This window comes from Actinobacillus equuli, assembly GCF_900636745.1.
GTDB lineage: Bacteria > Pseudomonadota > Gammaproteobacteria > Enterobacterales > Pasteurellaceae > Actinobacillus > Actinobacillus equuli.
The window spans coordinates 13,020-36,226 of the sequence record NZ_LR134310.1 but is presented as its reverse complement, the minus strand read 5'-3'; the positions used below and the strand labels follow the sequence as shown (position 1 = coordinate 36,226).

At 40.4% G+C, this 23,207-nt stretch carries 17 protein-coding genes and 1 tRNA gene; 11 read left to right on the top strand and 7 right to left on the bottom strand.

The genetic code is table 11. The features are described from left to right. Window positions 1–51: 51 nt before the first annotated feature. The 4 genes from EL121_RS00195 to mazG form a co-directional block, all read right to left on the bottom strand. The gene (locus EL121_RS00195) at window positions 52–1,974 is read right to left on the bottom strand and encodes a MacB family efflux pump subunit (RefSeq protein WP_039196878.1); all 1,923 of its coding nucleotides are present in this window, start codon (window positions 1,972–1,974) and stop codon (window positions 52–54) included. 141 nt (window positions 1,975–2,115) lie between these two features. Beyond that, complete coding sequence (cpxA, locus tag EL121_RS00190; RefSeq protein ID WP_039196876.1) at window positions 2,116–3,516, bottom strand: envelope stress sensor histidine kinase CpxA; 1,401 nt, start codon at window positions 3,514–3,516, stop codon at window positions 2,116–2,118. A 72-nt stretch (window positions 3,517–3,588) separates the two neighbouring features. Further along, entirely contained in the window at window positions 3,589–4,317 is a 729-nt protein-coding gene (locus EL121_RS00185; RefSeq protein ID WP_014991518.1) for a response regulator, read from the bottom strand. Between the two features lie 89 nt (window positions 4,318–4,406). Further along, the gene (mazG, locus tag EL121_RS00180) at window positions 4,407–5,189 is read right to left on the bottom strand and encodes a nucleoside triphosphate pyrophosphohydrolase (RefSeq protein ID WP_039196872.1); all 783 of its coding nucleotides are present in this window, start codon (window positions 5,187–5,189) and stop codon (window positions 4,407–4,409) included. 340 nt (window positions 5,190–5,529) lie between these two features. Between mazG and accD the strand changes: the two genes are divergently transcribed. The 9 genes from accD (at window position 5,530) to EL121_RS00130 (ending at window position 15,283) form a co-directional block, all read left to right on the top strand. Then, a complete protein-coding gene (accD, locus tag EL121_RS00170) occupies window positions 5,530–6,423 on the top strand; it encodes an acetyl-CoA carboxylase, carboxyltransferase subunit beta (RefSeq protein ID WP_039196871.1) in 894 nt (297 codons plus the stop codon). A 54-nt stretch (window positions 6,424–6,477) separates the two neighbouring features. Continuing rightward, window positions 6,478–7,782 (top strand): bifunctional tetrahydrofolate synthase/dihydrofolate synthase, encoded by a 1,305-nt coding sequence (gene folC / locus EL121_RS00165; protein WP_081978357.1) that lies wholly within the window; start codon window positions 6,478–6,480, stop codon window positions 7,780–7,782. 86 nt (window positions 7,783–7,868) lie between these two features. Continuing rightward, window positions 7,869–7,945 (top strand) — tRNA-Met (locus EL121_RS00160). A gap of 219 nt (window positions 7,946–8,164) precedes the next feature. Next, on the top strand, window positions 8,165–8,626 hold the full coding sequence (gene rimP, locus EL121_RS00155) for a ribosome maturation factor RimP (protein ID WP_039196865.1): 462 nt from the start codon (window positions 8,165–8,167) through the stop codon (window positions 8,624–8,626). A 16-nt stretch (window positions 8,627–8,642) separates the two neighbouring features. Continuing rightward, window positions 8,643–10,124, top strand: coding sequence for a transcription termination factor NusA (gene nusA, locus EL121_RS00150; protein ID WP_039196864.1), 1,482 nt, complete (start codon window positions 8,643–8,645; stop codon window positions 10,122–10,124). A 21-nt stretch (window positions 10,125–10,145) separates the two neighbouring features. Continuing rightward, a complete protein-coding gene (infB, locus tag EL121_RS00145; RefSeq protein WP_039196862.1) occupies window positions 10,146–12,665 on the top strand; it encodes a translation initiation factor IF-2 in 2,520 nt (839 codons plus the stop codon). A gap of 170 nt (window positions 12,666–12,835) precedes the next feature. Continuing rightward, a complete protein-coding gene (gene rbfA / locus EL121_RS00140) occupies window positions 12,836–13,219 on the top strand; it encodes a 30S ribosome-binding factor RbfA (RefSeq protein WP_014991505.1) in 384 nt (127 codons plus the stop codon). Continuing rightward, window positions 13,220–14,137, top strand: coding sequence for a tRNA pseudouridine(55) synthase TruB (truB, locus tag EL121_RS00135; protein ID WP_039196860.1), 918 nt, complete (start codon window positions 13,220–13,222; stop codon window positions 14,135–14,137). A 57-nt stretch (window positions 14,138–14,194) separates the two neighbouring features. Further along, window positions 14,195–15,283: a lytic murein transglycosylase gene (locus tag EL121_RS00130; RefSeq protein WP_039196858.1), complete on the top strand. Its 1,089-nt coding sequence runs from the start codon at window positions 14,195–14,197 to the stop codon at window positions 15,281–15,283. 74 nt (window positions 15,284–15,357) lie between these two features. On the opposite strand, the gene dld is transcribed toward EL121_RS00130, so the two are convergent. Beyond that, entirely contained in the window at window positions 15,358–17,052 is a 1,695-nt protein-coding gene (gene dld, locus EL121_RS00125; RefSeq protein WP_039196856.1) for a D-lactate dehydrogenase, read from the bottom strand. A gap of 175 nt (window positions 17,053–17,227) precedes the next feature. On the opposite strand from dld, the gene EL121_RS00120 reads away from it, so the two are divergent. Further along, window positions 17,228–17,410 carry a YegP family protein gene (locus tag EL121_RS00120; RefSeq protein WP_005622847.1) on the top strand — a complete coding sequence of 61 codons (183 nt, stop codon included), beginning with the start codon at window positions 17,228–17,230 and terminating at the stop codon, window positions 17,408–17,410. A 103-nt stretch (window positions 17,411–17,513) separates the two neighbouring features. On the opposite strand, the gene pta is transcribed toward EL121_RS00120, so the two are convergent. Further along, the gene (gene pta, locus EL121_RS00115; protein ID WP_039196853.1) at window positions 17,514–19,652 is read right to left on the bottom strand and encodes a phosphate acetyltransferase; all 2,139 of its coding nucleotides are present in this window, start codon (window positions 19,650–19,652) and stop codon (window positions 17,514–17,516) included. Between the two features lie 54 nt (window positions 19,653–19,706). Continuing rightward, complete coding sequence (locus EL121_RS00110; protein ID WP_014991500.1) at window positions 19,707–20,915, bottom strand: acetate kinase; 1,209 nt, start codon at window positions 20,913–20,915, stop codon at window positions 19,707–19,709. A 307-nt stretch (window positions 20,916–21,222) separates the two neighbouring features. Between EL121_RS00110 and cpdB the strand changes: the two genes are divergently transcribed. Beyond that, the gene (cpdB, locus tag EL121_RS00105; protein ID WP_039196852.1) at window positions 21,223–23,205 is read left to right on the top strand and encodes a 2',3'-cyclic-nucleotide 2'-phosphodiesterase; all 1,983 of its coding nucleotides are present in this window, start codon (window positions 21,223–21,225) and stop codon (window positions 23,203–23,205) included. The last annotated feature ends 2 nt before the right edge of the window (window positions 23,206–23,207 follow it).

The window sequence follows — 23,207 nt, the reverse complement described above, 5'->3', positions numbered from 1 at the left end:
AGAAAAATTTGCAAATTTATCGACAAATTTAACCGCTTGCAGTAAGTTAATTTACTCTTGTGCCAAGGCGGTAATCGGGTTGAGCTTCGAAGCATTTTTTGCCGGCATATAACCGAATACAACACCAATTAAAGTAGAGCAGAATACTGCCAATACAACCGATGCAGGAGAAAGTACCATTTGAAAATTAGAGCCTAGAGTGTTGAATGTCACAATAATTGCAATCGCAAATAAGATCCCGATAACCCCACCGAGTAAACAGATAAGAATTGCCTCAATAAGAAATTGCTGCAAAATATTACTCTGTTTTGCGCCGATTGCCATACGAACACCAATTTCTTTCGTTCGTTCTGTAACAGAGACGAGCATAATATTCATTACGCCGATCCCCCCCACAATCAATGAAATCATCGCAATAGACGAGATTAATAATTTCATCGTATTTGTAGTGCTGGTAATGGTTTGTTTGATCGTATCGCTATTCATTACAAAAAAATCTTTTTTGCCGTGCTTAGCAATTAATAGCTCGGTAATACTTTTTTCTGCGGTTTGGCTTTCAATATTGTCTTTGACTTTTACAGTTAATGAATCAATATGTTTTTCACCGGAAATACGTTGCATCAGTGTCGTATAAGGCATCCACATTTTTAAACTGGTTTGATTCATATTGTTGGATTCAGCGGCTAATCCAATAATTTTTAACGGTTTTTTACCGACAAGAATGACTTTTCCTTCAACCGGTTCGGCTAAACCGAGATCCTTTTTGGTATTGGCATCAATAACAACGACTTGCGCAGAAAGCACAACGTCTTCGGTGTTAAAGAATCGCCCGGAGACCATTTTTAACCCCCTTACGTTCAAATATTGCTCTCCAACACCATTTACCGTTGCAGTGACGTTCGTATTACCGGAAATCACAGTGGCACTTAAACTGCTTGAGGGCGTTGTGCTATCAATATAAGCTTGTTTGTTAAGCATTGTCGCATCACTGATGGTCAAATTCTTCGTCAAATTAGCTCGTCTATCACCAAAGCCCGTCCCGTTCATAATAGTCATGGTATTAGTACCAAGGCTATTGATATTAGATAAAATACGTTCTTGTGAACCTTGTCCAAGCGCTACAACCGAAATAACCGAAGTGATCCCAATCACAATGCCAAGCATAGTGAGAAGCGCCCGTAACTTATGCGCCATAATCGCACTGGTTGCCATTTTGAATGATTCAATCAACTGATCAAAGAAGCGGGGTGGCCTGTGTTCGCGTTTCACTAGTTTTAATTCTTCTGAATACGGCTGTTGCCGTTCATCACGAATAATTTGCCCGTCTTTAATTTCAATCACGCGACTGGCCGTTGCCGCAATATTCGGGTCATGGGTAACCATAATGATGGTATGACCCTCTTTATGTAGGTCTTGTAAGATTTGCAGTACGGTTTCACCGCTTTTTGAATCCAAAGCGCCGGTCGGTTCATCCGCAAGAATGATTTCACCACCATTCATTAATGCACGGGCAATACTCACTCGTTGCTGTTGTCCGCCTGAAAGCTGATTTGGACGGTTGAGCGTTTTGTCGGATAAACCGAGTTTATCTAATAATTGATCGGCTCGCGCTTTACGAGAACGGCTATCCATACCGGCATAGATAGCCGGTAAGGCTACATTTTCATTTGCAGTTAAGGCAGAAAGAAGGTTATAGCGTTGGAAAATAAAACCGAATTTTCGTTGACGCAGATCTGAAAGTTCATCGCTATTCATTTGTTGCGTTTCTTTGCCGTCAATACGGCAAATACCGGAGCTGGCAGTATCTAAACAGCCGATAATATTCATCAACGTTGATTTACCAGAGCCGGAAGCACCGATAATTGCGACAAAGTCACCTTGTTCGATAGTTAAATTAACATTTTTCAGAATATGTGCTTTGTTATCACCTGAACCAAAATACTTATTCAGGTTTTCAATTTCAATTAATTTCATCGTATTCCTAATATTCCGAGTATGAGTCGTAAGAATTCGCAATTTATACAAGATACCTACGCATTAAATAGGGCTTAAAGCAATACAAGCGGTTGAATTTCACAATTTTTTTGCAAAAAACAACCGCTTGTACTCGATAACTTATTCAATCCAAAGAGGTAATCGAATTTCTACCCGTAAACCGCCAAGGGTACTTTTCATCGCTTCCACGGTACCTTTATGCTGTTGCATTGCATTCGCCACAATCGCAAGCCCCAAGCCTGTTCCACCGGTTTGTCGCGCTCGTGCTTCATCTACACGATAGAAAGGGCGAAAGATTTGTTTATATTCACTTTCCGGTACACCTTCACCATCGTCATCAATAGAGATAACTAACTCGACATTATCAATATACATCAACACTTTAATACTTTTATTAGCGTATTTTTGTGCATTACGAATCACATTCTCTAACGCACTTGCTAAAATATTTTGATTGCCGTTAATGTAATAACGTTCGGGGTTAGCAACACGTTGGCTAATAAATAAATCGATATTATTTTGTTCCGCCTCAAACTTAGCGTCTTCAAGAATATCGTCCCAAATATGGTTAACCGAAAAGATTTCGCGTGTCAAATGCTGATTCACTTGTTGGCGAGAGAGTGCTAATAAGTCGTGAACCATCGTGTCTAATTTAAGCACCTGATTATCAATACGCGTTAATTCCGGTGATTCGCCATTGCGGCGGCGAATTAAAGCAGTCGCCAAATGGAGACGAGCCAATGGTGTTTTTAATTCATGCGAAATATCCGAAAGTAACCGTTGTTGATGTAGCGTCAAATCTTGTAAGGAGGTAATCATTTGGTTAAAGCTTTTGCCTACCTCTCGTAATTCATTAATACCTTTGGTTTCAAGCGCCGGATTTATCGAAAAGTTACCAGTTGCCACTGCATTCGCTGAAAGTCGTAATGCTTTTACCGGACGTGCAATTTTCCATGATAACCATAATAAAATCGGCACGCTAACACCTAATACAATTAATAGCATTAACCAAGGTGAGTCAAAAATGCGGTTGAAAAATTCTTCTTGCGGATCAACCATTTGTGCAAAATATTGGTAATATTCCCGTTTATTGGTTTTAACAAAAAACGGGCCGTAAATTTCTAAATTTCCAAAGCGACGTTGTAACGGTTCGGTAATATTTTCCGCTCGATATAGAAATACTTGGAATGAAGTAACTTTATTCGGATCAGCCCCAACAAAAATACCGGACTTACGATCCAGTAAAATGACATCAAAACCGTTAGCGGTAGAAACGAAAAGCTTACGTTCGAAAATTTCATCCAAATTATATTGCAGTTCGGTACTTTTCGTTTCTTGTTCGAAAAAGATACGCTCTTCCGTTTCAATTGGAGAGAAGGAGCGGGCATCAAAATTAGGCAAGGCGAGAGTAATTGCCAGTAATGTGGCAAAGGTAAGTCCAAAATAAGCAAAAAGCTGGTAAGCAAGGTAGTTTCTTACCAACATTATTTTACTGAAAAACTGAGAAATAAATTTGAGCATTAAGAGTACCTATCAATTAATATAGAAAAATCCCTCGAAACCGAGGGATTTTTCTTATATCAAAAAAGATAATTATTTTTCCGTCACAAGCAGATAACCTCGACCACGTAATGTTTTGAACCATGGTAGATTGTCATTACGTTCTGGTAATTTTTTGCGAAGATTTGAAATATGCATATCAATTGCACGATCGTAAGGCGTTAAGCGCTTACCTAAAATTTCAAGACTAAGCAGTTCACGGGAAAGAATTTGACCGGGATTACGCATTAACATCTGTAGTAATGCAAACTCTGTACCGGTTAAATCTAAATCGCGACCTTCAAAAATTGCTTGTTGACGACCAGGGTGTAACTCCACACCACCAAAAGAAAGTTGTTTGCTGTTTTCTTCAGGTGATTGATTTGCTGAAGTAATCACTTCTGTAGTATTTAAACTAGTTGAAACAGTGCGGCGTAAAATTGCTTTAATACGCGCAACAAGCTCACGATCGTTAAATGGTTTCGGTAGATAGTCATCGGCACCAAGTTCTAAGCCTAAAACACGATCGATTTCATCATCACGTGCACTTAACATTAATACTGGAATAGAGTATCTCTGACGCAATTGTTTTAAAGTCTCAATACCATTTAATACAGGCATCATTACATCTAATAAAATAAGATCATAAGCTTGTAATTCTAATTCAGTGAGAGCATCTTGACCATTGTGTACACAGTGAATATCAAAACCTTCTAGTGAAAGTAACTCTGCTAAAAGTTCAGTCAATTCAACATCATCATCAACTAGTAAAATTCTAGGCATAACTAATTCCTATTTTTATTCAATTATATTTATTGCTGTAATTACTTGACATAACAGTTACAATTTACAGCTTTATCAAAGTTTGTCAATTATTCCTGAGATTTTATTTGTTCCCAGATTGAATCTAGCTCAGATAAAGAGCATTTTGCGACAGTCTTGTCTTGTTGCTTAACAAGCTTTTCTACTTTTTTAAATCGATTTTCAAATTTGACGTTTGCATTTCGCAAACAAGATTCTGCATCGATATTATAATGGCGGCATAAATTTACCGTTGCAAAGAGAAAATCTCCCAATTCTTCCTCAAGTTTTCCTGCACTCTGAGGATATTGAGCCATTTCATCTTTGACTTCTTGCAACTCTTCTTCTACTTTTACAAGCACATCTTGAGGATTAGTCCAGTCAAAACCGACTTTAGCACAACGTTTTTGAAGTTTATTCGCTCGAGTTAGCGCCGGCAAAGCAAAAGGTATATCATCTAAAATTGATTCGTGTTGTTGGCGTTTGGCTTCCGTTGCTTTACGTTCTTCCCAATTTTTTAATGCTTCTTCACTATTATCGGCAGAACTATCACCAAAAACGTGAGGATGTCGATAAATCAATTTTTCATGAATATCGCTTAGTACATCATAAAAAGTAAAAGTTCCTTCTTCCTTAGCCAACTGACTAAGAAATACGACTTGTAGTAATAAATCGCCTAATTCTTCACGAAGTGCAGAACGGTCTTTGGTATGGATTGCTTCTGCCACTTCGTAGGTTTCCTCCAACAAACAAGGAAGCATCGAATCGAAATCCTGCTTAATATCCCAAGGACAACCTATTTGAGGGTCACGAAGTTGAGCAACAACATCAAGAAATTGGTCAATTTTAGTCATTTTTACCTCTATAATGTCAAAAAATATAAGTTATTTTGGCACTTTATCTCCCTGGGATTCAACTAAAAATAATAAAATACTCACAACCCCGACCAATTTTATGGCATTATGTTAACGATTCGTTAAGGAGAAAGTATGGCAGCGGAAAAACTCACAAAGAAAAGACTTATCCAAATTGTAGTAATGCTATGTATCCTAATTGGTGCGTTTTTTTATCGTACTTATACATATAGCTGATATTTCAGCTGATCAGAGCAGATTGTATTATTAAAGCATATCCAAAAGGCTGAAATTATGCTTTAATACCGATAATTTTTTGTCAAAATAACAAGGTTAAAAAATGAGCTGGATTGAAAGAATTTTAGGAAGAACCTCTTCATCGTCAAGCAGTAGCAAATCTAAAGTGCCGGAAGGCGTTTGGACAAAATGCACGAGCTGTGAACAGGTACTATACAGCGAAGAACTTAAACGTAATATGCAGGTTTGCCCGAAATGTAACCACCATATGCGTTTTGATGCACGTACTCGTTTATTATCGTTATTAGACCAAGATAGCGCGCAAGAGATTGCAGCGGAGTTAGAACCGCAAGATATTTTAAAATTTAAGGATTTGAAAAAATATAAAGATCGTTTAACCGCAGCACAAAAACAAACCGGTGAGAAAGATTCTTTTATTACGATGTACGGTACATTACATAATATGCCGGTAGTAGTTGCTTCATTTAACTTTGAATTTATGGGCGGCTCAATGGGTTCGGTTGTCGGCGCAAAATTCGTGCGTGCAGCAGAGCGAGCTTTAGCGGAAAATATTCCGTTTATCTGTTTCTCTGCATCAGGCGGTGCTCGTATGCAAGAAGCATTATTCTCTTTAATGCAAATGGCAAAAACCAGTGCAATTTTAGCGAAAATGCGTGAGAAAGGCGTACCGTTTATTTCTGTTTTAACTGACCCGACACTGGGTGGCGTTTCGGCAAGTTTAGCGATGTTAGGCGATATTAATATTGCAGAGCCTAAAGCGTTAATCGGTTTTGCCGGTCCGCGTGTTATCGAACAAACCGTACGTGAAAAATTACCGGAAGGCTTCCAACGTGCAGAGTTCTTATTAGAACACGGTGCGATTGATATGATTGTGCAACGTAAAGATATGCGCGATACGCTTGCTCGTTTATGTGCGAAAATGACCAATAAACCAACGCCGTTTAAAACAGCGGAACTTATTGTTGAAGAAGCGTAATTTTATTTAGCATGACTAAGCCACGTTATACGTGGCTTTCTTTTTGGAAAAGATATAATGAATACTTTAATTGTTCCAACTATTAATGATAGCCTCGCCACATGGTTGGATTACTTAGAAAAATCGCATTTTAAGCCGATTGATATGGGCTTGGAACGTATAAAAAACGTTGCTGAACAGCTCGAATTACTTCAGCCAGCACCTTATGTTATCACCGTTGCCGGTACTAACGGGAAAGGGTCAACTTGTCGTTTATTGGAAGTAGCTTTGCTTAAAGCCGGTTATCGAGTCGGTGTCTATTCATCTCCTCACCTAATTCGTTATAACGAACGAGTGAGAATTCAAGGCGAATTACTCAATGACGAAGCCCATGTGCAATCATTTGCAAAAATCCAACAAAAAAAGACCGCTTCTTTAACCTATTTTGAGTTTAGTACGCTTTCGGCACTGCAGCTTTTTAAAGAGGCAAATTTAGATATTGTCATTTTAGAAGTTGGGCTTGGCGGACGTTTAGATGCAACCAATATTGTTGATCCGCATTTAGCGATAATTACTTCAATCGATATCGATCACGTGGATTTTCTCGGCGATAACCGAGAAGATATCGGGCGAGAGAAAGCAGGCATTTTCCGTGAAAATATACCGGTGATTATCGGTGAACCGGATTGCCCGAGGAGCATTTTACAGCAAGCGAAAGCACTTAATTGCCAAGTGGTTAGACGCAATGTGAATTGGAAATATTCCGTAGAAAGTGACCGCTTTCACTGGCAATCGGAATTTATTGATTGGCAAGATTTACCGATGCCGCAAATTCCGATTCCGAATGCCGGTACCGCTTTAGCCGCGTTGGCTCAACTTCCGTTTGAAATAAATGAACAAGTAGTTAGAGCCGCATTGCAAGAAGCACAAATGACAGCACGTTTCCAAACGTTAACCGAAAAAGATTTTGCAAACTTTTCCGGAAAACAACCGCTTGCTCAAGTGATTATTGATGTCGGACATAATCCGCATGCGGCAAAATATTTGGCAGGGCGATTAAGTTCGCTGAAACAGGCTAACCAAAAGATTTATGCCGTATTTAGTGCATTAGTTGATAAAGACTTAAGCGGCATCGTAGAGCCATTGGCAAATGTTATTGATGAATGGCATTGTGCCGGTTTAGCCGGATATCGAGGACAGTCAGGTGAAGAAGTCTATCAAAAACTGGCAAAAGTTTTACCAAATTCGACCGCTTGTTATTACCAAACCGTTCCCGAAGCAGCTGAATCATTATTCGCCAAAGCGAGCAAAACCGATATTATCCTGATTTTCGGCTCATTCCACACCGTGAGCGATTTTTTAGTTTGGGTTGGGAAGTGATTTGTTGTTTTGTTAACCAAACAAAAACAAATTTGAAAAAAGTGCTTGCATTGGTTTTGGAAATCTCTATAATGAGCCACATCAGACGCGGGGTGGAGCAGCTTGGTAGCTCGTCGGGCTCATAACCCGAAGGTCGTTGGTTCAAATCCGGCCCCCGCAACCAGTTTTAAGGCTCACAGTTTTGATTAAAACTGTGAGTTTTGTTTTATATAGCCTTTGCTAATTTTCGATAACGAACATAATTCGCAAAATTTTGTATAAAACAAACCGCTTAAAGCCCCACGGTTTTCCGTCTGGGGTTTTTTTGTGGCTGGTACATAATAATCGTATCAAAAGAGCTGGTTAAGGCTCTTTTTTTATATCTGTCATTTAGGAGGCCTCCTTGGCAACTTTAGAACAAAAATTAGAAGAACTCGTTTCTGACACCATTGAATCAATGGGCTGCGAATTAGTCGGTATTGAGTGTCAACGAGCAGGGCGTTTTTTAACAGTACGTTTATATATTGATAAAGAAGGCGGCGTAACCATTGATGATTGCAGTGATGTGAGCCGTCAAGTGAGCGCAATTCTAGATGTTGAAGATCCGATTGCGGATAAATACAACTTAGAAGTTTCATCACCGGGTTTAGATCGTCCGCTCTTTACGCTTGCACATTACCAACGTTTTATCGGGCAAGAAGTCGTGATTCATTTACGTATTCCAATGTTCGATCGCCGTAAATGGCAAGGTAAATTAGAGAGTGTAGAAGGCGATTTAATTACGCTTACGGTGGATAACGAAGCTCGTCAATTCGCATTCGGTAATATTCAAAAAGCAAACTTAGTTCCAGTTTTTAATTTCTAGAAGGTTAATCCAAAAAATGAGCAAAGAAATTTTATTAGCCGCAGAAGCGGTATCTAACGAGAAGTTATTGCCAAAAGAAGCTATCTTTGAAGCGCTTGAAACGGCATTAGCCATTTCGACTAAAAAGAAAAAAGAGATGGATATCGATGTGCGTGTGGTAATTGACCGCAAAACCGGTGATTTCCAAACTTTCCGTCGCTGGATTGTAGTTGAGCAAGTACACAATATGACTCGTGAGATCAGCTTAGAAGCGGCGCAATACGAAAACCCAAGTGTGCAATTAGGCGATATCGTTGAAGATGAAGTGGATTCAATTCCATTCGACCGTATTACGATGCAAACTGCACGCCAAGTGATCAGCACTAAAATTCGTGAAGCGGAACGTAACAAAGTTATCGATCAATTCCGTTCGCAATTAAATACCATCATTACTGCAACCGTTAAGAAAGTAAACCGTGATCAAATCATTTTAGATTTAGGTAACCAAGCAGAAGCAGTAATCGTGCGTGAAGATATGCTTCCACGTGAAAACTTCCGTCCGGGTGACCGTGTACGTGGCGTATTATATGCGATTAAACCGGAGTCAAAAGGTCCGCAACTTTTCGTAACACGTGCAAAACCGATTATGTTAGAAGAGTTATTTAAACTTGAAGTACCGGAAATCGGTGAAGATGTAATCGAAATTAAAGGCGCATCTCGTGATCCAGGTTCTCGTGCAAAAATCGCAGTGAAATCACACGATAAACGTATTGATCCGGTAGGTGCTTGCGTTGGTATGCGTGGTGCGCGAGTTCAAGCAATTAGTAACGAATTAGGCGGTGAGCGTGTAGATATTGTGCTTTGGGACGATAATCCGGCACAATTCGTCATTAACGCAATGGCTCCGGCAGATGTAAGTTCTATCGTGGTTGATGAAGATAAACATGCAATGGATATCGCGGTTGAAAGCAAAAACCTTGCGCAAGCAATTGGTCGTAACGGTCAAAACGTACGTTTAGCGACACAATTAACCGGTTGGACATTAAACGTAATGACTACCGAAGACTTAGATAAGAAGCATCAAGCGGAAGATAATAAAGTTATCGATTTATTCGTAACTTCATTAGAAATCGACCAAGAATTTGCACAAATCTTAGTAGATGAAGGTTTCTCTAGCCTAGAAGAACTTGCATTCATTCCAGTAAGCGAATTAACTTCTATCGATGGTCTTGAAGATGAAGATTTAGTAGAAGAGCTACAAACTCGTGCGAAAAATGCGATTACCGCAAAAGCATTAGCGGAAGAAGAAGCATTAAAACAAGCGCATATTGAAGATCGTTTATTAAACTTAGAAGGTTTAGATCGTCATATCGCATTTAAACTGGCTGAAAAAGGTATCACAACGCTTGAAGAATTAGCAGAACAAGCTACGGATGACCTTTCGGATATTGAAGAATTATCAGCAGACAAAGCAAGCGAATTAATTATGGCTGCTCGTCAAATTTGCTGGTTTAGCTAATCGTTGTAAGGAGATAAAACAATGAGTGATAACGAAATTAAAAACGAAGCACCTAAGAAATTAAGCTTACAACGTCGCACAAAAACTACTGTTGCAGATGGTAAAGTTCAAGTTGAAGTGCGCAAGTCACGTAAAATTGATACAGAAGCGGTTAAAAAAGCGCAAGAAGAAGCTGCTTTAAAAGCGAAACAAGAAGCGGAAGCAAAAGTACAAGCTGAAAAAGAAGCTGCCGAAAAAGCGGCAGCAGAGAAAGCGAAGGCTGAAGCGGATGCAGCTAAAAAAGCAGAAGAAGCGAAAAAACACGCTGTACCGGTAATGCCGAATAGCAAACCGAAAGCAGTAGCACCGAAAGTAGAACAACCGAAACAAGAAAAAGCGCTTGATCCGGAAAAAGAAGCGAAGAAAAAAGAAGAAGCTGAACTCCGCCGTAAACAAGAAGAATTAGCGCGTCAAAAAGCGGAAATGGAAGCGAAACGTGCAGCAGAAAATGCGCGTCGTTTAGCGGAAATTGCACGTGAAGAAGCGGCTGAAAGCGGTGAAGAATTTGAAGATGATCGTTTTACTTCAACCTATGCGCGTGAAGCGGATCGTGACAATGACCGTCGTAGCGAAGCAAATCGCGGTCGTGGTAAAGGCGGTGTAAATAAAGCGAAAAAAGGCGATCGTGAAGACAAAAACGAGCGTAGCGCAGACCGTCGTAACCAAAAAGATGTGAAAGGTAAGGGTAAAAATGCGAAGAAAGGTTCTGCATTACAACAAGCCTTCACCAAACCTGTTCAAGTAAATAAAGCTGACGTAATTATCGGTGAAACTATCACTGTTGCTGAACTTGCTAATAAAATGGCGGTAAAAGCAACCGAAATCATCAAAACGATGATGAAAATGGGTGAGATGGTAACGATTAACCAAGTGATTGACCAAGAAACTGCTCAACTTGTTGCGGAAGAAATGGGTCATAAAGTTATTTTACGTAACGAAAACGAACTTGAAGACGCAGTAATGGAAGATCGTGACGTTGATGCGGAAAAAGTAACACGTGCGCCGGTAGTAACCATCATGGGTCACGTTGACCACGGTAAAACGTCATTACTTGACTATATCCGTAAAGCGAAAGTCGCGGCAGGTGAAGCAGGCGGTATTACCCAGCACATTGGTGCTTACCACGTTGAAACCGATGACGGTAAGATGATTACCTTCTTAGATACACCGGGACACGCAGCGTTTACTTCTATGCGTGCACGTGGTGCGAAAGCAACGGATATCGTTGTTCTTGTTGTAGCGGCAGACGATGGTGTAATGCCACAAACTATCGAAGCGATTCAGCACGCGAAAGCGGCAGGCGCACCGATTGTCGTTGCGGTAAACAAAATTGATAAACCAGAAGCAAATCCTGATCGTGTAGAGCAAGAATTACTCCAACACGAAGTGATTTCAGAGAAATTCGGTGGTGATGTTCAGTTCGTACCTGTATCAGCGAAAAAAGGTTTAGGTATTGACGAATTACTAGAAGCGATTCTTCTTCAATCTGAAGTATTAGAACTTACAGCGGTTAAAGAAGGTATGGCAAGCGGTGTCGTAATCGAATCTTATCTTGATAAAGGTCGTGGCCCGGTAGCGACGATTCTTGTGCAATCAGGTACATTAAACAAAGGCGATATCGTACTTTGTGGTTTCGAATACGGTCGTGTGCGTGCGATGCGTGATGAAAACGGTAAAGATATCAATTCTGCAGGCCCGTCAATTCCTGTTGAGGTATTAGGTCTTTCAGGCGTACCGGCAGCCGGTGATGAAGCAACCGTTGTACGTGACGAGAAAAAAGCACGTGAAGTAGCATTATTCCGTCAAGGTAAATTCCGTGAAGTGAAACTTGCTCGTCAGCAAAAAGCGAAACTTGAAAATATGTTTAGCAATATGACAGCCGGTGACGTTGCAGAGCTTAATGTTATCGTTAAAGCGGATGTACAAGGTTCGGTAGAAGCAATTTGCCAAGCATTAGCAGAGCTTTCAACAGACGAAGTAAAAGTGAAAGTAGTGGGTTCTGGTGTAGGTGGTATCACCGAAACGGATGCAACTCTAGCTGCAGCTTCAAATGCGATTATGGTTGGTTTCAACGTTCGTGCGGACGCATCGGCTCGTCGTGTAATCGAAGCGGAAAACATCGACTTACGTTACTACTCAATCATCTACGAATTGCTCAACGAAATCAAAGCGGCAATGAGCGGTATGTTACAGCCTGAGTTCAAACAAGAAATCATCGGCTTAGCAGAAGTACGTGACGTATTCCGTCATCCGAAATTCGGTGCAATCGCTGGTTGTATGGTAACCGAAGGTGTGGTGAAACGTAACAACCCAATCCGCGTATTACGTGACAACGTAGTAATCTTCGAAGGCGAGTTAGAATCTCTTCGCCGTTTCAAAGACGACGTTTCAGAAGTGCGTAACGGTATGGAATGTGGTATCGGCGTTAAAAACTACAACGATGTAAAAGTCGGCGACCAAATCGAGGTATTCGAAGTGGTTGAAGTGAAACGTACCATCTAATTTCGTTTCATTAGTGAAAGCGGTCAGATTTCTGCATAAATTTGCAAAAATTTAGTGGAAACTGACCGCTTGTTTTTGGCTTAACATCGCTAATAACGACAAATTAGGGTATAATCCTAACAAAATTTTGAGGCGCTTTTGTGGTGCCTCGTTTGCATTTTGGAGAAAACATGAGCAGAGAATTTAAACGCAGTGATCGTGTAGCGCAAGAGCTACAAAAAGAGATCGCTGTAATTTTACAACGTGAGGTGAAAGATCCTCGTATCGGGATGGTAACAGTATCTGATGTGGAAGTAAGCCGTGATTTGGCTTATGCTAAAATCTTTGTGACTTTCTTATTCGATAATGATCAAAGCGCAATTGAACAGGGTATGAAAGGTTTAGAAAAAGCAAGCCCGTACATTCGTTCATTAGTCGGTAAAGCAATGCGTTTACGTATTGTGCCTGAGCTTCGTTTTATTTACGATCAATCCTTGGTAGAAGGTATGCGTATGTCTAACCTTGTATCGAATGTAATTAAAAACGATGAAGCTAAACATAAAGAGGAAGAATAGGTGTCTAGACCTCGTAAAAAAGGGCGTGATGTTCACGGCGTATTTTTATTAGATAAACCGCAAGGAATGTCATCAAATGATATTCTGCAAAAGGTCAAACGCTTATTTCGAGCAAATAAAGCAGGGCATACCGGCGCATTGGATCCGCTTGCGACCGGCATGTTGCCGATTTGTTTGGGTGAAGCGACTAAATTTTCGCAATTTTTGCTTGATTCAGACAAACGTTACCAAGTTACCGCAAAATTAGGCGAACGTACCGATACGTCGGATGCGGAAGGGCAAGTCGTTGAAACCCGAGCAGTGAATGTTGGCGAAGCGGAAATTATTGCAGCTTTAGATCAATTTCGCGGCGATATTTTACAAGTTCCGACAATGTTTTCCGCATTGAAACATAACGGCAAACCACTTTATGAATATGCTCGTCAAGGTATTACGGTAGAACGAGAAGCGCGTCCGATTACGATTTTTGAGTTACGCTTTATCGAATATTCCGCGCCTTATCTTACGTTAGAAGTACATTGCTCAAAAGGCACTTATATCCGTACTTTGGTGGATGATTTAGGTGAAGTATTAGGTTGTGGCGCACATGTTACGGTTTTACGCCGCTTGGCGGTTGCAAATTATCCGATTGAAGCGATGATGAGCTATGAAGATTTGCAAAATTTAAGTGAAAATCAACCGCTTGAAGCGCTGGATCAACATCTTTTACCTTTAGATACCGCAGTAGAAAGTCTGCCTAAAATAAATCTAACAGCAGAGCAAACCAAAGCGGTTGGTTTCGGCCAAAGAGTCAAATTCGAAAATATTAATCAAACCTACGGTCAAGTTCGTTTATTTTCAGAAAATGGTCAATTCCTCGGAGTAGCGGAAATCACAAATGATAATGTGATTCGTCCGAGTCGAATGGTAAACCTTTAGTTTTTACGGTTTGTTTCTGCAAAAGTAGGAGCAGACCGCTTTAATGCAAAGAACAATATGAAATTCAAATTTTTAGCCATTCCTTTTACCGTGATTACCTTGGTAATTGCAGGCTGTTCAAATAAAAATTCATTTCAAGAATTACCGCTTGATGCGCAATATAACAAAGCTCGTACACTCAATAACTTTAATGATTACGTACATTTTCTAAAACAAAAAGCAGCGGCTGCCGGTGTTTCGGATAAAACGCTCAATACGCAGCGTTTCATTCATTACAACGCACGAGCAGTACAGCTAGATCAACAGCAAGCCGGGCGTAAAAGAGATCCGAATGCGCCGGCACCTCAACCGAATCCGAATGGCGTAACCAATTATCTCAACAAAGTGCTGACACAGGCTAAAGTGAATACGGCTGTTGAGAATTGGTACGAATTTAGTGCTTCTCTGACTAAGGCAAGTCAAAAATACGGCGTTCAAAAAGAATATATTATGGCGCTTTGGGGAATGGAGAGTAGTTTCGGTCGTTACCAAGGCGATTTTGATGTGTTATCCGTTTTAGCGACTCTCGCTTTTGACGGTCGCCGTGAAAAGCTCTTCACGCAAGAATTTGTCAATGCGATGAAAATGCTAGATGACGGCACCATTAATCGTTACGAAATGCAAGGTTCTTGGGCGGGCGCTATGGGGCAAACACAATTCATGCCGACGGCTTACTTAAGCTACGCCGCAGATGGCGATGGCGACAGTAAAAAAGATATTTGGAATAGTGAAGCGGATGCGTTTGCATCAATCGCATCTTACCTCTCTACAGTCGGGTGGGATGACAGCCTACCTTGGGGAATTGAGGTTAAGTTATCAAGTCCAATTGATATGTCATTTTCGGGACTTGCGGAGAACCAAGCAAAAAGCTTAGGCGAGTGGCAATCTTGGGGAGTCTATCTTGCTTATCCAACTGCACAAGATAGCGCAAAATTAAGCGCATTGAGCGGTAAAAAATTATGGTTGGTTCGTCCGGATAAAGAAATCGGCAGAGCATTCTTAGTGACCAGTAATTTCCGTACATTAATGGATTGGAATAGATCAAATAATTTCGGTATAAGTATTGGCAAATTTGCTGATCGTATTAATGCTTCTGTTGGGCAATAACTAAAACAAGCGGTTAAATTTGTAAAAAATTTTGCAAATCTAACCGCTTGTTTATTTAACGAATGGCGTAAAAGCTATTCTTGCCAATATTTTTTCTTAGTGGTTTGCCCGATACCCGGATTAAAGCTATTGGTCGGATCGAGAGCCTTATAGAACTTACGTAATTCCGGTTTTGCTTCATAGAGATGACCCACATTATGTTCCGCCGGATACTGCGCGCCACGTTTATCTAACAACTTCAGCATTTCGTGTTCTAACTTCACACAATCACAGCCTTTTTTGACAATATAGTCTTGGTGGAAAACATGACACATAAAATGACCATAATAGAGTTTATGACTAATTTGTGCATCGATTTCTGCCGGCAATTGTTCAAACCAATCTTGATCGTTACGGCGCAGAGCAATATCCAGCGCCACAATATCTTCCACTTCCTGTTCATGAATTGCACGATAACGAATAGCGGCACTTGCAACCGCAAAACGGTGTAACATCGCTGCTTGCGTTTCTAGTGCATTGCATTCAAAAAAGCCGCCTTTTTCCTGCTGAGCAAAATAGTGTTTAAGGTAGTTACGAGCTTCATCAACGCCTTTACCCCCCATTTTGATAATTAAATGGTGTTCATAACGATCACGGAATTGCCATAAACTTTGCGGTAAGTGTTCAGGAAGACCTTTTGAAATCAATTGCATCACCTTATCACTCAGATGATGTGGTAAGAATGGTATCTTTTTACTGAGACGATCGACATTTGCCTTTAAAGCAAAGAGTTTTGGCAACCATTGTGTACCAAATTTCTTAATTACCCAAAATGTATCTTTACCATAACGAGCGGCAATATCAAATGCGTCTCGGTGAATATATTCGCCGGAAATCGGCAATTGTGCGAATTGGCTCAGCATATGACGGCGTAAATCGTTGAGAACATTGGTTTGGTTGGTACCGATATAGAATACGGCGGTGTTTTTTTCGAGAGGGAAAGTATCTAAACGAACAGCGAAGATAGCGAGTTTTCCAGCACTACCGGAAGCCTCAAAATGGCGAGCAGGATCAGCGTTAAATCGGGCAGGGGAGTTTTCATCAACTTGGCGAACATGATTGCAGTAGCTGTGGTCATGACCTTTTCCGCAATACTGCTGAATATCTTTTTGCTGATAACGGTGCGCTTGCAAATTAGTGAGGATTTCTTCCGGCGTTGTCCCTAACTCAATGCCAAGATGATTATGTAATTCCAGTTCACCTTGCTCATTTAATTGCGCATAAAGTGCCATTTCCGTATAAGCCGGCCCTCTTTGCACCAACGCACCGCCTGAATTATTACAAATCCCACCGATTACGGAAGCACCGATACAAGATGAACCGATGACAGAATGCGGTTCTCGCCCGTGTGGTTTTAACTGATTTTCAAGTTCGTTCAGTGTTGAACCGGGTAAACAGACCACCTGTGTCGCATTATTGATCAATTGAACACCGTCAATACGCATCGCATTAATAATCACGATATCACGATCGTAATCATTTCCGCTTGGGGTAGATCCACCGGTTAAGCCCGTATTAGCTGCTTGGTTAATCACAATGACATCATGCGCAACACAAGTTTTTAAAATCTGCCAAAACTCCAATAAGTTGGCAGGCCGAACGACTGCAAGCGCAGCACCGGAACCAAAGCGATAGCCGCTTCGATATGACTCTGTTTTAGCCGGATCGGTAATGATATGTTGATTACCTACAATTTGAGTAAGTTGTGCAATAAGTGGTTGTGCAGACATTTTGTTATCCTCTTGTAATAAGAATTAACAATATCATAACAGACAAAATATAGAGTTGTTGAGCAAATTTACGTAAATAAGCGGTCATTTTTTGCGAAAAATTTGCAATTTTTCATTAAATAAGTAATCTTGTCGCTACCAAACACGATGTTTGGTTTTAAATGAGGAAATAAATATGTATTTTGAAATTTATAAAGATGCGAAAGGTGAATTCCGTTGGCGTTTAAAATCTGGCAATCACCAAACTGTCGCAACAGGTGGTGAAGGCTATGCAACTAAGCAAAGCTGCCAGAAGGGTATTGAAGCAGTGAAAAAAATTACTGCTGAAACTGAAGTTAAAGACTTAACCAAAGAATAAGCATAACCCTCCATACAATAAGTAAAGCGCTGAGATTCAGCGCTTTTTTCTTTATATATAAAAAATGCCCTCAAATGAGGGCATTTTGCTTTAAAAGGATTAATTAACCTTGAGTTGCTTGAATTGCAGTTAATGCGATTGTATATACGATATCATCCACTAACGCACCACGAGAAAGGTCGTTAACCGGTTTACGCATACCTTGAAGCATTGGGCCGATAGACACTAAATCTGCAGAACGTTGTACCGCTTTATATGTCGTATTACCGGTATTTAAGTCAGGGAATACGAATACCGTTGCTTTACCTGCTACCGGAGAGTTAGGCGCTTTAGAGCGAGCTACATCTTCCATTACCGCCGCATCATATTGTAACGGACCATCGATAATTAAATCAGGGCGTTTTTCTTGTGCGATACGAGTTGCTTCTTTCACTTTCTCTACGTCTGCACCAGAACCTGATGTACCTGTTGAGTAAGAAATCATTGCAACACGTGGGTCAATACCGAATGCTTTCGCTGATTCCGCAGATTGAATTGCAATTTCAGCTAATTGTTCTGCTGTCGGATCTGGATTCACCGCACAGTCACCGTATACAAGCACTTGGTCTGGTAATAACATGAAGAAGATTGAAGAAACAATCGAGCTACCCGGTGCAGTTTTGATGATTTGCATCGGCGGACGAATCGTATTTGCCGTGGTATGAACCGCACCAGATACTAAACCGTCAACTTCACCGGCTTCTAACATCATCGTACCAAGTACTACGGTATCTGTTAATTGCTCACGCGCAACAACTTCTGTCATACCTTTGTTTTTACGTAACTCGACTAAACGAGCAACATAGTTTTCGCGTACTTCTTCAGGGTTGATGATTGTGATACCTTTACCTAATACCACACCTTGAGATTCCGCTACACGTTGAACATCAGTAGGATTTGCTAAAAGTACACATTCTGCAATACCACGTTCAGCACATAATGCCGCTGCTTTAACGGTACGAGGCTCATCACCTTCAGGTAACACGATGCGTTTTTTCGCTTGACGTGCATATTCAGTTAATTGATAACGGAATGCCGCAGGCGATAAACGACGAGCACGAGTAGCCGCTTTTGAAATTTCATCAATGAAACCATGGTTAAATTGACTCGCAACGTATTCTTTAATTGATGCAATACGTTCTTTATCATCTGCAGGAACTTCTAAGCTGAAACTTTGTAAGCTAAGCGCCGTTTGCCATGTGTTACCTTCTACACGGAATACCGGTACGCCAGATTCAAATGCTTGTTGGCAAAGTTTTGCAATTGGAGTTTCAATTTTATAACCGCCGGTTAATAAGATTGCACCGATTTCAACACCGTTCATTACCGCTAAAGATGCAGCCACTAAAACTTCCGGACGATCCGCAGAAGTTACTAATAAGCTACCTGCCTTGAAATGATCAACCATATGCGGAAGACTACGAGCACAGAATGTTACGCCACGAATACGACGAGATTGGATTTCGCCTTCGTTGATAATTGCTGCATGTAAGTGTTTCGCTAAATCTATCGCACGTGTTGCAATTAAATCAGATTTCCACTCAACACAAGCAAGTAATTTGATTGGGCTTTTCGTAAATAATGCTTCCACTTCAGCCACATTTTGTGTGCTGTGTTGGAATGAATCGAAAATTTCAGTTAAGTCCGGACGCGTACGGCCAGATTCATCAACCGGTGCATTAAATTTATTGATGATCACGCCTAATAAGTTAGGGTTATGACGACCACCGAATTCTGATGCAGCGGCTTCAATACGTTCTTTTAATTGTGCCGGTTTATCTGAACCCGGTGCAGCAACTAAGATGATTTCTGCATCTAACGCTTGAGCGATATCATAGTTTACGCTGTTTGCGTATGAGTTTTTACGTGTTGGAATTAGACCTTCAACAACGATAACTTCATTATTTTTTGATAATTGTTGGTGACGCTCAACCACTTTTTCTAATAAAACATCACTTTGGTTTTGACCAATTAACGCTTCCGCTTCGCTTAGCATAAATGGTTCGCCCACTTCTGTGGTTTGTGCAGCTTTAATGATAGAAGTAGAGCGGTCTAAAGTATCTTCACCGGTAATCGGTTGTGCGATAGGTTTTAAAAAGCCAACTTTTGTGCCTTTTTGCTCTAATGCATGAACTAAACCAAGGCTAACACTTGTTAAACCTACACCGGTTGTGGTTGGGATAAGAATAATCGTTCTAGACATATTTAATCCGTTTATGTGAAATAGGAAAAGGGCAGAATTGTCTGCCCCTTGAAATTATAATGCTAATTTAGCTGTATCTTGTGCAATCACTAATTCTTCGTTTGTAGGGATTACTACTGCTTTGAATGCTGAGTCATCTGCAGTAATAGTGCCTGATTTACCGAAACGTGCCGCTAAGTTACGTTCGTTATCTAATTTGATACCGAATAATTTTAAGTGATTTAAGGTTAATTCACGTACGTGACCTGAGTTTTCACCGATACCGCCTGTGAATGCGATAGCGTCTAAGTGAGAATCACCTAAGATTGCCATATATGCACCGATATATTTTGCTAAACGGTAGCTGTATACGTCTAATGCACGTTTTGCTTCAGGTTTTGAAGCATCGTCATAGTTGTCTTCTGCATAACGACAGTCGCTAGTTACTTCTGTTAAACCTAAAAGACCTGATTTTTTCACTAATGTATCTTCGATTTGCTCCATTGACATACCTAAGTTTTTGTATAGGTAGAAAATGATTGCAGGGTCGATGTCACCTGAACGAGTACCCATCACTAAACCTTCTAATGGTGTTAAACCCATTGAAGTATCGATACATTTACCGTTACGAACAACAGATACAGAACCACCGTTACCTAAGTGACAAATAATTGCGTTTGTTTGATCTACCGGTTTACCTGCTAATTCAGCAACTTGTGATGTAATGAATAGGTGGCTAGTACCGTGAGCACCATAACGACGAATACCATTTTCTTTATATAATTTGTATGGAAGTGCGTATAAGAATGCTTCTTCCGGCATAGTTTGGTGGAAAGCTGTATCGAATACTGCAACGTTTTTCTCTTTTAATTCAGGGAAAATACGGAATGCTTCTTGAATACCGATTAAGTGGGCCGGGTTGTGAAGTGGTGCGAATTGAATTGCGTTTTCGATGCCTTTAACTACATCGTCATTGATAACTACAGATGAGGTGAACTGTTCACCACCGTGAACGATACGATGACCGATAGCACCAATGCTTGCTTTTAATTCTTCAGATAATAATTCATTTGCGATGAATGTTAATGCTTCGCTATGTGCTGCACCCGCACCTAAATCTGCATTGCCTTTTTCGCCGTTTAATTTCCATTTGATACGAGCGTCTTCTAAATGAAATGCTTCTGCTAAACCAGATAATTTTTCATCACCTGTTTTAGGATCTAAGATAGCAAATTTTAGAGAAGAGCTACCACAGTTAAGGATAAGGATTAAGTTTTTAGACATGTCAAACACCTTTTTTCTTTTGTTTATGAAAGGATTGATAAATTGACACACTGTAAAGTGTGTACGTCTCTATAAGAATACACTTTTCAGCACATAAAATAAATTCCTATTCCCAAATAATAGTGAAAAACCGCTTAAAATTTGATTCGAGCCAGCGTTTTATTTCAAATAAAGTACAAATTCTGAATAAATAACCAACTTTTATTTGCACTCGATCACGAAATAGGAAAAAAGCGCTAGAGCATAAGCGGTTATTTTCTTACAATAATTTGCAATTTTTTATGCTCAAACAAGGAGGAGCTTTTCTATGTTAAATAGAAGACGTTTTATTCAATTAGGCGCAAGCGCAATGCTTGTATTAGGTACGCAACGCTTTGCATTCGCAGCTGGCGGGGCAAGTAATCATGCGGATTTACGTGTCATTGCAACAACTGATATTCACAGTTTTTTAACCGACTTTGACTATTATAAAGACGCACCAACCGAAAAATTCGGCTTTACTCGTACAGCAAGTTTAATCGAACAGGCTCGTAAAGAAGTGAAAAATAGTGTGTTGGTGGACAACGGTGACTTAATTCAAGGCAACCCGATTGCCGATTACCAAGCGGCGGTGGGCTCAAAAGAAGGAAAAGCAGATCCGGCTATTAAGGTACTTAATGCAATGAAATATGAAGTCGGTACGCTCGGTAACCACGAATTTAACTATGGTTTAAGCTATCTAGATAACGTAATTAAACAAGCGCAATTCCCGATCGTCAACGCTAATATCGTAAAACCTGGGACAGATGAACCTTTCTTCCAACCTTACTTTATTCAAGAAAAAGCCATCATTGATGCAAACGGCAAACCTCAAACATTAAAAATTGGTTATATCGGCTTTGTACCACCACAAGTTATGGTTTGGGATAAAGCAAATCTTGAAGGCAAAGTTGAAGCACGTGATATTGTCAAAACCGCCGAAAAATATGTGCCAATTGTTAAAGCGAAGGGCGCGGATGTGATTATCGCATTGGCACACACAGGCCCTTCTGATGAACCATATAAAGAGGGTGCGGAAAACTGTGCATTCTATCTTGCTGATGTGAAAGGCATTGATGCGGTTATTTTTGGTCACTCACACCGCTTATTCCCAAATAAAGAATTTGAGAAATCACCGAATGCCGATATCGTAAAAGGTACAATGAAGGGTGTTCCTGAAAGTATGGCCGGCTATTGGGGTAATAACCTCAGCGTCATTGACTTAAGATTAGCAGAGCAAAACGGCAAATGGGCAGTTGTAGATGGTAAAGCGGCATTACGTCCTATCTATGATGCTGAAAAGAAAAAAGCAACCATTGAAAATCATCCGGAAATTGCAGCATTACTTAAAGAAACCCACGAAGCAACCCGTAAATTTGTGTCACAACCGATTGGTAAAGCCACAGATAATATGTATAGCTACTTAGCGTTAGTACAAGACGACCCTACGATCCAAATTGTAAACCAAGCGCAAAAAGCTTATGTAGAAAACGTCGTTGTTAAAGGTTTACCGGAACTTGCCGGCTTACCAGTATTAAGTGCAGGCGCACCATTTAAAGCCGGCGGACGTAAAAATGATCCGACCGGATTTACCGAAGTGGATAAAGGTCAATTAACTTTCCGTAACGCAGCGGATTTATATCTCTATCCAAATACTTTAGTCGTAGTAAAAGCGACAGGGGCAGAGTTAAAAGAATGGTTAGAATGTAGTGCCGGTATGTTCAAACAAATTGATCCGGCTAGCACACAACCTCAAAGTCTATTAGATTGGACTGGTTTCCGTACTTATAACTTTGACGTAATTGATGGAGTAGAGTACCAATTTGATATTACTCAGCCGGCGCGTTACGATGGTGAGTGCAAATTAATCAATGAAAATTCGCACCGTGTTGTTAACTTAACCTTCAAAGGTAAACCGGTTGATCCTAAGCAAGAGTTCTTAATTGCAACCAACAATTACCGTGCATACGGTGGTAAATTCCCGGGTACCGGCGATAGCCATATCGTTTTTGCTGCACCTGATGAAAACCGTCAGATTTTAGCAAATTACATTTCGGCAGAAAGCAAAGCAAACGGGCATGTAGTACCGACAGCGGATAAGAACTGGCGTATCGCACCTATTAATGCTAAAGCTAAATTAGATGTTCGATTTGAAACTTCTCCAACTGAAAAAGCAGCAGCATTTATTAAGGAAAAAGCGCAATATCCAATGACATTGGTAGGTACTGATGACGTAGGTTTTGCAGTATATCAAGTGGATTTAACTAAATAATT